15 protein-coding genes are annotated in these 12863 nt (G+C 71.6%); all 15 read left to right on the top strand.

The annotated features are described in order from the left end of the window. Positions 1–35: 35 nt before the first annotated feature. The 15 genes from tilS to QUG92_RS12405 all read left to right on the top strand — a co-directional run bounded on the left by tilS (position 36) and on the right by QUG92_RS12405 (position 12844). Positions 36–1058 (top strand): tRNA lysidine(34) synthetase TilS, encoded by a 1023-nt coding sequence (tilS, locus tag QUG92_RS12335; protein ID WP_289459269.1) that lies wholly within the window; start codon positions 36–38, stop codon positions 1056–1058. Positions 1059–1074: 16 nt separating this feature from the next. After that, entirely contained in the window at positions 1075–1626 is a 552-nt protein-coding gene (gene hpt / locus QUG92_RS12340; RefSeq protein WP_069711827.1) for a hypoxanthine phosphoribosyltransferase, read from the top strand. Between the two features lie 122 nt (positions 1627–1748). Further along, complete coding sequence (gene ftsH / locus QUG92_RS12345; RefSeq protein WP_069711828.1) at positions 1749–3737, top strand: ATP-dependent zinc metalloprotease FtsH; 1989 nt, start codon at positions 1749–1751, stop codon at positions 3735–3737. Positions 3738–3827: 90 nt separating this feature from the next. Further along, the gene (folP, locus tag QUG92_RS12350) at positions 3828–4619 is read left to right on the top strand and encodes a dihydropteroate synthase (RefSeq protein WP_069712044.1); all 792 of its coding nucleotides are present in this window, start codon (positions 3828–3830) and stop codon (positions 4617–4619) included. Continuing rightward, complete coding sequence (gene folB, locus QUG92_RS12355; protein ID WP_182046939.1) at positions 4616–5005, top strand: dihydroneopterin aldolase; 390 nt, start codon at positions 4616–4618, stop codon at positions 5003–5005. The genes folP and folB overlap by 4 nt, the downstream gene beginning before the upstream one ends. Continuing rightward, positions 5002–5544 (top strand): 2-amino-4-hydroxy-6-hydroxymethyldihydropteridine diphosphokinase, encoded by a 543-nt coding sequence (folK, locus tag QUG92_RS12360; RefSeq protein ID WP_289459270.1) that lies wholly within the window; start codon positions 5002–5004, stop codon positions 5542–5544. Before folB ends, folK begins: the two co-directional genes overlap by 4 nt. Beyond that, a complete protein-coding gene (locus QUG92_RS12365) occupies positions 5541–6029 on the top strand; it encodes a DUF3180 domain-containing protein (RefSeq protein WP_289459271.1) in 489 nt (162 codons plus the stop codon). Before folK ends, QUG92_RS12365 begins: the two co-directional genes overlap by 4 nt. A gap of 22 nt (positions 6030–6051) precedes the next feature. Next, positions 6052–6573, top strand: coding sequence for a PH domain-containing protein (locus tag QUG92_RS12370; RefSeq protein ID WP_182046937.1), 522 nt, complete (start codon positions 6052–6054; stop codon positions 6571–6573). A 9-nt stretch (positions 6574–6582) separates the two neighbouring features. Further along, positions 6583–8346: a PH domain-containing protein gene (locus QUG92_RS12375; protein WP_289459272.1), complete on the top strand. Its 1764-nt coding sequence runs from the start codon at positions 6583–6585 to the stop codon at positions 8344–8346. Continuing rightward, complete coding sequence (locus QUG92_RS12380) at positions 8343–9035, top strand: Rossmann-like and DUF2520 domain-containing protein (RefSeq protein WP_289459273.1); 693 nt, start codon at positions 8343–8345, stop codon at positions 9033–9035. The genes QUG92_RS12375 and QUG92_RS12380 overlap by 4 nt, the downstream gene beginning before the upstream one ends. A 206-nt stretch (positions 9036–9241) precedes the next feature. Next, positions 9242–10777 (top strand): lysine--tRNA ligase, encoded by a 1536-nt coding sequence (gene lysS, locus QUG92_RS12385; protein WP_289459274.1) that lies wholly within the window; start codon positions 9242–9244, stop codon positions 10775–10777. Positions 10778–10817: 40 nt separating this feature from the next. After that, positions 10818–11021, top strand: coding sequence for a hypothetical protein (locus tag QUG92_RS12390; RefSeq protein ID WP_069711836.1), 204 nt, complete (start codon positions 10818–10820; stop codon positions 11019–11021). 66 nt (positions 11022–11087) lie between these two features. Next, positions 11088–11228: a hypothetical protein gene (locus QUG92_RS12395; RefSeq protein WP_289459275.1), complete on the top strand. Its 141-nt coding sequence runs from the start codon at positions 11088–11090 to the stop codon at positions 11226–11228. A 63-nt stretch (positions 11229–11291) separates the two neighbouring features. Continuing rightward, positions 11292–11423 carry a hypothetical protein gene (locus tag QUG92_RS12400; protein WP_259346175.1) on the top strand — a complete coding sequence of 44 codons (132 nt, stop codon included), beginning with the start codon at positions 11292–11294 and terminating at the stop codon, positions 11421–11423. A gap of 347 nt (positions 11424–11770) precedes the next feature. Beyond that, positions 11771–12844, top strand: a complete 1074-nt coding sequence (locus tag QUG92_RS12405) for a sigma-70 family RNA polymerase sigma factor (protein WP_069711837.1) — start codon at positions 11771–11773, stop codon at positions 12842–12844. Positions 12845–12863 lie beyond the last annotated feature (19 nt).

Below are 12863 nucleotides of genomic sequence, written 5' to 3' on the forward strand. Positions count from 1 at the left end.
CATGTACGGGAAGAAAGCGCGGCTAACGTTACCGGGTGATCTCTCCGCGTCCCCGGTTGGACCCCGCCGTCGCAGCGACCCGCCTCGCGGTGCGGACGCTGCTCGCGCAGGCACTGGCCGACGGGGTCGTCCGGTCGGGCGACCTCGTGACGGTCGCGCTGAGCGGCGGACCGGACTCGCTCGCGCTCGCCGCGGCCACCGCGTTCGAGGCGCCGAAGCAGGACCTGCGTGCCGGCGCGGTCGTGGTCGACCACGCGCTCCAGGCGGGCAGCGAGGCGGTGGCGAGCCGCGCCTCCCGGCAGGCCGCGGCACTGGGACTCGACCCGGTGACCGTCCGGCGGGTGGCCGTCGGTCCGGACGGCGGTCCGGAGGGCGCCGCACGGGAGGCACGGCACGCCGCCGTCACGGACGTCGCGTCCGCCACCGGGTCACCGCTCGTGCTCTTCGGGCACACCCTCGACGACCAGGCCGAGACGGTGCTGCTGGGCCTGCTGCGCGGCAGCGGGCCGGACGCACTGTCCGGCATGCCGCCGCTCGCGCGGCGGACCGCGGGGCCGGCCTACGGCCGCCCGCTGCTCGGGCTCCGGCGGCACGTGACCCGTCAGGCGTGCGCCGCCGCGGGGCTCGTGCCGTGGGACGACCCGCAGAACGACGACCCCGCGTACGCCCGGGTGCGGGTCCGGCGCAGCCTGCTGCCGACCCTCGAGCGTGAGCTCGGCCCTGGCGTGCCCGAGGCCCTCGCGCGCACGGCCGAGCAGCTCCGCGAGGACGCCGCCGCCCTCGACCACTTCGCCGAGGAGATGGCCGAGGACCTCGCCGAGCACTCCGAGGCCGGCATCTCGCTGTCCGTGCCCGAGCTGCTCGCGAACCCGCCGGCCCTCCGGCAGCGGCTCGTCCGGCTCGCGGTCGAGAGCGAGTTCGGCGTGACGCTCTCCCGGGTGCAGACGCTCGAGGTGTGCCGGCTCGTGACGGACTGGAGCGGGCAGGGACCGATCGACCTGCCGGGCGTCCGGGCGACGCGGGAGGGCGAGCGGGTGGCCTTCACCGCCGCGTCCTGACCGTTACCCTGGACCGGTGGAACTCTCCGACGTCCAGGCAGACCTGTCCGAAGTGCTCTTCACCCCCGAGCAGATCGACGCGAAGCTCGCCGAGCTCGCCGCGGTGGTCGACCGCGACTACGCGGGCAAGGACCCGCTGCTCGTCGGTGTGCTGAAGGGCGCCGTCATGGTGATGGCGGACTTCTCGCGGCACCTCAAGATGCAGGCCCGGATGGACTGGATGGCGGTGTCGTCGTACGGCTCCGGCACGAAGTCGTCGGGCGTCGTGCGGATCCTCAAGGACCTCGACACCGACCTGCACGGCCGCGACGTCATCATCGTCGAGGACATCATCGACTCCGGCCTGACCCTGTCGTGGCTCAAGCAGAACCTGGCGTCCCGCGGTGCCGCGAGCGTCGAGATCGTCGCGCTGCTCCGCAAGCCCGAGGCGGCCAAGGTCGAGGTCGACGTGAAGTACGCCGGCTTCGAGATCCCGGACGCGTTCGTGGTCGGCTACGGCCTCGACTACGACGAGCGCTACCGGAACCTACGCGGCATCGGCGTCCTCGCACCGCACGTGTACTCCTGACGGGGGGCGGGCGTGCAGTTCGCCCGCAGAGGACACCCATTCTCGCCACAGAGTGACGGCCGTATGCTGACCACCACGCAACTCCGGCAGAGAAAGGTGTCGGGCCATCGCGCCCGGATCACATGAACTTCAAGCGCATCTTCCGCGGCCCGTACCTCTACGTGCTCATCGCGCTGGTCGGCATCTTCATCGGCTGGAGCGTCATCGCGCAGTCCGGCACGCAGCAGATCGACACCCAGAAGGGTCTCGAGCAGCTCGCCGACGGCAAGGTCTCGTCCGTGGTCGTGAACTCGACCGAGCAGCGCGTCGACCTCACCCTCAAGGACGGCAACGCGAAGGAGCAGTTCTACTACTCCACGCCGCGTGGCGAAGAGGTCATCAGCGCGGTCAACGACGCGAACCTCCCCGACGGCTACAACGACACCGTGCAGCAGGGCAACTGGTTCCTGTCCCTGCTCGGCATCATCCTGCCGTTCCTCATCATCGGTGCCCTGTTCTGGTTCCTCCTGTCGAGCGCCCAGGGCGGCGGCTCGAAGGTGATGCAGTTCGGCAAGTCGCGCGCGAAGATGAACAACAAGGAGAACCCGCAGGTCACCTTCGCCGACGTCGCCGGTTCCGACGAGGCCATCGAGGAGCTCCACGAGATCAAGGAGTTCCTGCAGGAGCCGGCCAAGTTCCAGGCCGTCGGCGCGAAGATCCCGAAGGGCGTGCTGCTGTACGGCCCTCCCGGCACCGGCAAGACCCTGCTCGCCCGCGCCGTCGCGGGTGAGGCGGGCGTGCCGTTCTACTCGATCTCCGGATCGGACTTCGTCGAGATGTTCGTCGGTGTCGGTGCGAGCCGCGTCCGCGACCTGTTCGACCAGGCCAAGCAGAACGCCCCCGCCATCGTCTTCATCGACGAGATCGACGCCGTCGGTCGTCACCGTGGTGCCGGCATCGGCGGCGGCAACGACGAGCGCGAGCAGACGCTCAACCAGCTGCTCGTCGAGATGGACGGCTTCGACGGCAAGACGAACGTCATCCTGATCGCCGCGACGAACCGTCCCGACGTGCTCGACCCCGCCCTCCTCCGCCCGGGCCGCTTCGACCGCCAGATCGGCGTGGACGCGCCGAGCCTGCAGGGCCGCAAGCAGATCCTCGAGGTGCACGCGAAGGGCAAGCCGCTCGCCGCGAGCGTCGACCTCGAGCTCCTCGCCCGCAAGACGCCGGGCTTCACCGGCGCCGACCTGGCGAACGTCCTCAACGAGGCCGCCCTGCTGACCGCGCGCTCGAACGCGCAGCTCATCGACAACCGTGCCCTCGACGAGGCGGTCGACCGCGTGATGGCCGGCCCGCAGCGCCGCACCCGGATCATGTCCGACCAGGAGAAGCTCATCACCGCGTACCACGAGGGCGGCCACGCCCTGGCGGCAGCGGCGATGCGGCACACCGACCCGGTCACGAAGATCACGATCCTGCCGCGCGGCCGTGCCCTCGGCTACACGATGGTGCTCCCGCTCGAGGACAAGTACTCGGTGACCCGCAACGAGCTGCTCGACCAGCTGACCTACGCCATGGGCGGTCGCGTGGCCGAGGAGATCGTCTTCCACGACCCGACCACGGGTGCGTCGAACGACATCGAGAAGGCCACCTCGACCGCGCGCAAGATGGTCACCGAGTACGGCATGAGCCGTGCCGTCGGTTCCGTCAAGCTCGGTTCTGGTTCGAGCGAGCCGTTCGTCGGGCGCGACATGAGCGGTGGCAGCGGCCGCGACTACTCGGAGAACATCGCCGAGACCGTCGACGCCGAGACCCGCGCCCTGCTCGAGGCCGCGCACGACGAGGCCTACGAGGTGCTCAACGCGAACCGCGACATCCTCGACCGCCTGGCCGGGGAGCTCCTCGACAAGGAGACGCTGGACGCGCCGGAGCTCGTCGAGATCTTCAAGGACGTCCGCAAGCTGCCCGAGCGCCCGCAGTGGCTCTCGAGCGACAAGCGGCCGGTCTCGAACCTGCCGGCGATCGAGTTCCCGGGCAAGGCCGCCTCGACCGCGGCGGAGCAGGGCGACCCCGAGTCGTCGTCGAAGCCCCGTCGTCGTCCGTTCGGCAACCCGGGTATCGCCCCCGCCTAGCCCGGCATGACCGACCTGCCGACGAGGCGCGCGCGCCGGCTCGCCGAGGTGCGCCGCGCCGCCCACCCCCCACAGTCGGGCACGCGTGTCATGGGCATCCTCAACGTCACGCCCGACTCGTTCAGTGACGGCGGCCTCCACCTCGCGGTGGACGCCGCCGTCGCCCACGCCCGTGACCTCGTGGCGAACGGCGCCGACCTGGTCGACGTCGGCGGTGAATCCACCCGGCCCGGCGCCGAGCGGGTCCCGCCGACGGTGGAGCAGGAGCGCGTGCTGCCCGTCGTCCGGCAGCTCGTCTCCGAGGGCATCGCGGTGAGCGTCGACACGATGAACGCCTCCACGGCGGAGCTGTCCGTGGCGGCCGGTGCGGTCGTGGTGAACGACGTCTCCGGCGGTCTGGCCGACCCCGACATGGTCCGCGTCGTCCGCGACACGGGCACCGGCTTCGTCGTCATGCACTGGCGCGGGCACAGCGACCGCATGTACCGGAACGCCGAGTACACGCACGCGGTCGAGGAGGTCCGGCGCGAGGTGGAGTTCCGGGTCGCGGAGCTCATCGTCCTCGGGGTGCGCGAGGAGCAGGTCGTCATCGACCCGGGCCTCGGCTTCGCCAAGCGGGGTGCGCAGAACTGGGAGATCCTGGCCGGCTACGAGCGGTTCGCGTCGATCGGGCTGCCGGTCCTCGTCGCGGCGTCGCGCAAGCGCTTCCTCGACGGCGTCGGCAGCCCCGCGGGAGCCCCGCCCGCCGACCGGGACCTCGCCACCGCCGCGATCAGCCTGCTCGCGGCAGAGCGCGGCGCGTGGGGCGTCCGCGTGCACGACCCGGCACCGACCCGTGCCGTGCTCGACGTCTGGGATGCCTGGAGGGCAGCACGAACATGAGGGACACCATCCGACTCACCGGGGTCCGCGCACGCGGACACCACGGCGTCTTCGACCACGAGCGGCAGGACGGCCAGGACTTCGTCGTGGACGTCGCCGTCGAGGTCGACGCCCGCACGGCCTCGGGCAGCGACGACCTCGACGACACGGTCCACTACGGGGTGCTCGCCGAGCAGGTCGTCGCCGAGATCGAGCGCGACCCGGTCGACCTCATCGAGACCGTCGCCGAGCGCATCGCCGCCGCGGTCCTGACGCACCGCGCGGCGCTGGCGACCGAGGTCACCGTGCACAAGCCGCAGGCGCCGATCACCGTGCCGTTCACGGACGTGTCGATCACGATCCGGCGCAGTCGCGGCGGCTCCTCGGTGTCCGAGGAAGAAGAGTGACCCGCGCCGTCATCGCCCTCGGCGCCAACCTCGGCGACCGCGGCAGCACCCTGCGGGCGGCCGCGCAGGCGATCGCCGCGGTGCCGGGCGTCCGACCGCTGGCGTCGAGCCGCGAGGTCGAGTCCGTCGCCCTGACGCTCGACGGGCTCGACACGACGAAGCCGCGGTACCGGAACGCCGTCGTCGTGGTCGACACCGACCTGACGCCCGAGGCGTTGCTCGACGCCCTGCACGGCATCGAGGACGACCACGGGCGCACCCGCGAGGTCCGCTGGGGCGACCGCACGCTCGACCTCGACGTCGTGGCGATCGACGACCTCCGGATCGACACCGCGACCCTGACCGTGCCGCACCCGCGCGCGGGGGAGCGGGCGTTCGTGCTCGCCCCGTGGCTCGACGCCGACCCGGACGCCGAGCTGCCCGGTGCCGGGCCCGTCGCCGACCTGCTCGCCGCTCTCGGCGACGACACGGAGCGCATCGACGAGCCGCGTCTCTTCGACGGGCAGGGGACCGAGCAGGGGCCGGAGCACACGCGGTGAAGCCGACCCGCGCATCCACCCTCGTCAGCGTCGCCGTCGTGGCCGCCGTCGCCGGGTTCGCCCTCGACGCCGTGCTCGCGTCGCGTCAGTCGCCGACCCTGCTGCTCTCGACGCCGCTCGGCGTGACCCTCGCCCTGATCGGTGTCGCCGTCGTCGCGATGGCCCGGCCCGTCCGCCGGCACGCCCGTGACGGTGCGACCCGCCAGCACGCCGTCGACCCGCTGTACGCCACCCGCGTGGTCGTGCTCGCGAAGGCCTCGAGCATCGCGGGCGCGCTCCTCGGTGCCTTCGCCGCCGGACTGCTCGTGTACCTCCTGACCCGCTCGGCCCTGCCGCCGCTAGGCTCGGTCCTGCCGAACGCCGTCGCGGTCGGGGGCGGTCTCGTGCTCGTGGTGTGCGCGCTCGTCGCCGAGCGCATGTGCATGGCGCCGCCACCGGGCGACGACGATGACGACCTGCCGAGGGGCGGGACGGCGGCGAACTGACCGACGACCGCAGGAGGCCGCGATGCCGCTCGAACGACTCGACGAGGCGGGGCTCGGCCTGACCGGTACCGAGTGGACGCGTGTCTCGACGAAGCTCGTCTGGACCGAACTCGTCAGCACCGTGGTGGTCGGGGTCGTCGTCACCGCCGGCTGCGTGCTCTTCGCGGTGCTGTTCGGCGGCTTCGGCGGGCCGGCGGGCACGGTCTGGACCCTGGTCGCGATCGCGGTGGCCCTCGTCGCCCTGGTCACCGCCGTCCTCACGCCCCGCCGCGTCCGTGCGATCGGGTACGCCCTGCGCGACGACGACCTCGTGCTCCGCCGCGGCCTGATGTGGCAGCGCTTCACCGCCGTGCCGTACGGGCGCATGCAGCTCGTCGACGTGAACCGCGGGCCGCTCGACCGGATCCTCGGGCTCAGCGAGCTGAAGTTCGTGACCGCCGCCGCGTCGACCAACGTCCGCATCCCGGGCATCCCCGCCGCGGACGCCGACGAGCTGCGCGACCGACTCGTCGAGCTCGCCGAGTCCCGCCGCGCCGGGCTCTAGGGGACGACGATGACCTTCCGACCCGGACCGCCCCCACCCGCGCCACCACGACGGGGCAACGCGGCCGCGGCAGCACCCCTGACCGACGGCGAGTGGCACCGTCTGCACCCCCTGACGCCCCTGCTGAAGGGCGGCATCTTCCTGATCGTCGTCCTCGGGTACGTCCTGAACAACCTCCGCGACCAGGTGCTGGAGTTCTTCGTGCCGGGCGAGGGGCCGCAGGACGACGGCGACCCCGTCCGCTACGTGTGGGAGCACGGGGCCGTCGGCTGGGTGGCGCTCGCGATCGTGGTGCTGCTCGTCGTGCTGATCGGGCTCTTCTACGTGTCCTGGCGGATGCACGAGTTCCGCGTGACCGGCGACGTCGTCGAGGTCCGGTCCGGCGTGCTGTTCCGGAACCACCGGAAGGCGCGGCTCGACCGCATCCAGGGCATCAACATCTCGCGACCCGTCGTCCCGCGGATCTTCGGCACCGCGAAGCTCGAGATCGCGCAAGCCGGCAACGACGCGAACGTGCAGCTCGCCTACCTCGGCGCCCGCGCGGCGGACGACCTGCGGTCGCGCATCCTCGTCCTGGCCTCGGGCGCGCAGGACGACGAGCAGACCGTGGTGCGGGGCTCGAACGGCGTGCTGCAGGACCGCGTCGACGAGCTCTTCTCGCCGGAGCTCGACCCCGCCGCCGTCCGGGCCACCCGGGTCGTGAAGGTCCACCCGGGCCGGCTCATCGCCTCGATGCTGCTCTCGTTCACGACCGTGTTCTTCGTCGTGGTCGTCGCGGCGATCGTTGTCAGCATCGCGGTCACCGGTGAGTACGGCATCCTGTTCGCCCTGTTCCCCGTGGTCATCGGTGCCGGCGGCTACACCGTCCGCAAGTTCTCGCGCTCGCTGCAGTACACGATCGCCGAGACCCGCGACGGCATCCGCATCGGCTTCGGCCTCGTCTCGACCTCGAACGAGACACTGCCGCCCGGTCGCATCCACGCCGTGAGCGTCGCGCAGCCGCTGCTGTGGCGGCCGTTCGGGTGGTGGGACGTCCGCATCAACCGTGCGACGAACGCCGGCAACGGGGCGTCGACGAACCAGCAGGCGTCGTCGATCGTGCTGCCGGTCGGTCGGGCCGAGGACGTCCGGCAGGTCCTCGACATCATCCTCCCCGGACTGGTCGGTGCCGCGGTCGTCGGCCCCACCGCCTCCCGCGAGGCACTCCGCGAGGGATCGTCCGAGGCGGTCGGTGTGGTCGACGACAGCCTCACCACGACCGGGGACCGCGGCGGCTTCGTGCACTCGCCCCGACGTGGTGCCTGGCTCCGGCCGTTCTCCTCCCGCCGCAACGGGTACCGGTTCGTCCAGGGCGCGGTCCTCCTGCGCCTCGGCGCCGTGTGGCGGTCGCTCGTGATCGTCCCGCTGCCGCGCGTGCAGAGCGTGAAGGTCGAGCAGGGGCCGCTCGAGCGCGTCCTCCGGCTCGCCTCGGCGCACGTCCACACGGTCGCCGGACCGGTGTCACCCCGCATCGGCGCGCTCGACGCGGGCGACGCGCAGCGCCTCTGGTCCGAGACGGCGCACCGCGCCGTCGAGGCTGCCGCCGCCGACACCTCCCACCGGTGGCGCGAACGGGAGGCCCGGTCCACCCCCGCCACGCACGCTCCGCACCCGCAGTGGGCGGCGACCACGGCCCCCGACGCCCCCACGGGTACGTCGCGCGCCGACGACAGGACGCGCTCCGCGCCTCCCGTCCTGTGGACCGACGTGCCGCCACCCGGAGCCGCGCGGTGAGGGCCGGACGACTCGGCGTCGGCATCGTCGGCGCCGGACGGGTCGGACCGGTCCTCGGTGCGGCACTGGCGAACGCGGAGCACGCGGTCGTCGGGGTGACCGCCGTCTCCGACGCGGGACGCGACCGCGCCGAGGCCATGCTGCCCGGCGCGCCGGTCCTCGCGACACCGGAACTGGTGGAGCGCAGCGAGCTCGTGCTGCTCGCGGTGCCGGACGACCAGCTCGCCTCGCTCGTGCAGGGCCTGGCGGACGCGGGCATCTGGCAGCCGGGACAGCTCGTCGTGCACACGAGTCCCGACCACGGCGTCGAGGTCCTGCGCCCGGCGATGTCCGCCGGCGCCATCCCGCTCGCGATCCACCCAGCGATGGCCTTCACCGGCACGAGCGTCGACCTCGTCCGACTCCGTGACGCGTACTGCGCCGTGACCGCTCCCGCGCCCGTGCTCCCGATCGCCCAGGCGCTCGTCGTCGAGATGGGCGCGGAGCCGTTCGTCGTCGCCGAGCAGGACCGCCCCGCGTACGCCGACGCCGTGCGCGCCGCGGTGTCATTCTCGACCGCGATCGTCGACCAGTCCGCGGGCACGCTCTCCGGGATCGGCGTCGAGCACCCCGGCCGGGTCCTCGGCACCCTCGTCCGCTCGGCGGTCGACAACGCCCTCGCCGCGGCCGACGGCCAGGCGACGCTGTAGCGCACCCGGGCCTGCACGGTCCGTCGGTGGCCCTCCCCACGGGCGCTCCGATCGTATGACCATCGGAGCGTCCGCGGGCTCGTCCCTCCGACCGGACCGTCTGCGTGGTCCGGCCCGATCCGGTCGCGTGCTGCCGGTCGACCGGACCGTGTCCGACCGGCCGGTACCATCGGTGCATCCCCACGACCCATCGGAGCCGCACCAGCATGACCGACGAGACCGCACCCGCCACCGAGCCCTCGGGCGACGGCCCCTCCGCCGAGGAGCTCGCCGCCGCCGAGACCAGCGAGCAGCGACAGGTGCGGCTCGACAAGCGGGCGAAGCTGCTCGACGCGGGCATCGAGGCGTACCCGGCCGAACTGCCGATCACCACGACGATCCCGGCGGTCCGCGAGCAGTACGCGCACCTCGAGACGGGCGAGGAGACGCAGGACGTCGTCGGTGTCGCCGGCCGCATCGTGTTCTCCCGCAACACCGGCAAGCTCTGCTTCGCGTCGCTGCAGTCCGGTGACGGCTCCCGCATCCAGGCGATGGTCTCCCTGGCGGAGGTGGGCGAGGAGTCGCTCGCCCGGTGGAAGGAGTACGTCGACCTGGGCGACCACGTGTTCGTGCACGGTCGCGTCATCTCCTCGCGTCGCGGCGAGCTGAGCATCATGGTCGACGAGTGGCAGATCGCGGCGAAGGCGATCCTGCCGCTGCCGAACCTGCACAACGAGCTGAACGAGGAGACCCGGGTCCGCCAGCGGTACCTCGACCTCATCGTCCGCGACCAGGCACGCGAGACCGTCCGCGCCCGCGCTGCCGTCATGGCGTCGCTCCGGCAGACGTTCACCGGGCACGAGTACCTCGAGGTCGAGACCCCGATGCTGCAGACGCAGCACGGTGGCGCCTCGGCGCGTCCGTTCGTGACGCACTCGAACGCCTTCGACACCGAGCTGTACCTGCGCATCGCGCCGGAGCTGTTCCTCAAGCGGGCGGTCGTCGGCGGCATCGACCGCGTGTTCGAGATCAACCGCAACTTCCGCAACGAGGGTGCCGACTCGTCGCACTCGCCCGAGTTCGCGATGGTCGAGGCGTACCAGGCGTACGGCAACTACGAGCAGATGGCGGACCTCACGCAGGAGCTCGTGCAGAACGCCACGAAGGCGGTGACCGGCGGTTCGCTCGTCGTCACGCTGCCGGACGGCACCGAGTACGACCTCGGTGGCGACTGGGCCCGCATGGACATGTACGAGTCCCTGTCCGAGGCGTCCGGACACGAGGTCACCCCGGAGACCCCGCTGTCCGAACTGGTGGCGCTCGCCGAGGCCGAGGGCGTCGAGGTCGCGCACGCCACGCACGGCAAGTACGTCGAGGAGCTCTGGGAGCACTTCAACTCGGACAAGCTGCACGCCCCGACGTTCGTGATGAACTTTCCGGTCGACACCTCGCCACTCACCCGGCAGCACCGCACCCGCCCGGGTGTCGTCGAGAAGTGGGACCTGTACGTGCGTGGCTTCGAGCTCGCGACCGCGTACTCCGAACTCGTCGACCCCGTCGTTCAGCGCGAGCGCTTCGTCGAGCAGGCGAAGCTCGCCGCAGGCGGTGACCCCGAGGCGATGCGTGTCGACGAGGAGTTCCTGCGGGCCCTCGAGCACGCGATGCCGCCTTCGGGTGGCATGGGCATGGGCGTCGACCGCCTGCTCATGGCGATCACCGGCCTCGGGATCCGCGAGACGATCCTGTTCCCGCTGGTCAAGTAGCGCCGTCGTCCGGCACAGCGGAGCGAGGTACGATGCTCCGGTGCCAGATGGAGTCGTGACCGGGATCATCTTCGCCGTGACGCCGACCGTCGTCGTCGGCCTGATCTTCTGGTTCGTCATGCGCGCGATCATGCGAGCGGACCGCACCGAGCGGTCCGCCTACGCCAAGGTCGAGGCCGAGGAGCGCGCACGCTTCGAGCGTGAGCACGGTCGCCCGGCCCCCGCACCGACCTCCGCGGAGTAGCGCCGCACCTCCCGGGGTGCCGGTCGCGTCACCCGCCGTCCACCGGCGGGTGGTCGACTCGTCCGTGTGGACGCAGCACGGACGGACGCACAGCCGACCGAACCGGCGGACCTCGACCCCGAGGACGCCTTCGGTCACTCCGTGCTGCCCGATCCCGCGAGCGACGCCGTCTGGTCGGACGGCGACGACGACGACATCGACGTCTGAGCGACCGCGACCGGTCACCGGCCGTTCACCGCGTCGTCGCCCTCCGGGGTGAGCATCGTCCGCATGTCCAGCACGCACGCCTTCACCGGCCGCAGCCTCGTCGGCGACTTCGAGAGCGAGTACGACGAGTTCGACCGCGACGCCGACCTCCAGACCGCCGAGCGACGGGACGGGTGGCTCGAACCCTCCTGGTGACGCCGACCGCCGCTCGGTCTTCGGGGTACGGAGTCCGGATCGCAACGATCCGGAACGCCGTACCCCGTTTTCGTGTCCGCTCCGCGCAGCGGGTCGGGGTACACCCTCTGCGGGACCGATGAAACACCGCTGTAACACCGGAGATCCGGCCCGATCGCCTTGTGCACGGGCCTGCAGCGGGGGCATGCTGTCGTTGGGCCTGTACCCCGCGGGGGACAGTTCGGGAGGCGAAGCACGGCGTTCCCTGGGAATCGATCCGATCGGTTTGTGGGGTACACCTTGCGACCGCTTTACTCATGACCACCCCCCACCGAGGCCATCACCGTCGAACCGCAGGGAGAGTCACCATGACGACCGCGACCGCAGCACCGAAGACGACGACCACCGCCACCACCGCGCGCCGCAGCAAGAAGGCAGCAGCCGCGAAGACCGCCGTCGCCGCGGTGGAGACCACCACGCTCGAGGCCGTCGAGGTCGAGGCCGACGAGCAGCTCGCGGGTGTCCGCGGCGCGTCGGTCGACCAGGTCGGCGACTACCTCCGCCACATCGGCCGCCTCTCGCTCCTCACCGCCGAGGAAGAGGCCGACATCGCCCGCCGCATCGAGGTCGGGCTGTTCGCCGAGGAGAAGCTCAACACCGAGGCCGGCATCGACAAGAAGCTGCAGCGCGAGCTGCGCTGGCTCGTCCGCGACGGTGAGCGCGCCAAGGAGCGCATGATCACCTCGAACCTCCGCCTCGTCGTCAGCATCGCGAAGCGCTACTCGCAGCGCGGCCTCCCCTTCATGGACGTCATCCAGGAGGGCAACCTCGGTCTCGTCCGCGCCGTCGAGAAGTTCGACTTCACGCAGGGCTACAAGTTCTCGACCTACGCCACCTGGTGGATCCGCCAGGCGATCTCGCGTGGTCTGGCCGACAAGGCGCGCACCATCCGCATCCCGGTCCACACCGTGGAGCTCATCAACAAGATCTCGCGCACCGAGCGCGACCTGACCGTGGACCTCGGCCGCGCGCCGATGCCCGACGAGGTCGCCGCCGAGCTCAGCATGAGCACCGAGGAACTCCTGGACCTCAAGGGCCGCTCGCACGAGCCGGTGTCGATCCACACCGTGGTCGGCGACTCGGACGACAGCGAGCTCGGTGACTTCATCGAGGACGAGGACGCCGCGAGCCCGAACGAGCTCACCGAGACGACGCTCCTGCACCGCGACATCCGCTCCATCGTCGCCGAGCTGCCGAGCGACGAGGCCAACGTCATCCGCATGCGCTACGGCCTGGACGACGACAAGCCGATGACGCTCGACGAGATCTCGAAGATCGTCCACACGACCCGTCAGGCGGTCAGCCGTGTCGAGTCGCGTGCGAAGCTGCGCCTGTTCGCGAAGGCCGTGAGCCAGGACATGCAGCTGTACCTGACCGACTGAGGTCAGCAGGCTTCGGCCG

The organism is Curtobacterium citri (assembly GCF_030362955.1).
In the GTDB taxonomy this organism is placed as follows: domain Bacteria; phylum Actinomycetota; class Actinomycetes; order Actinomycetales; family Microbacteriaceae; genus Curtobacterium; species Curtobacterium citri.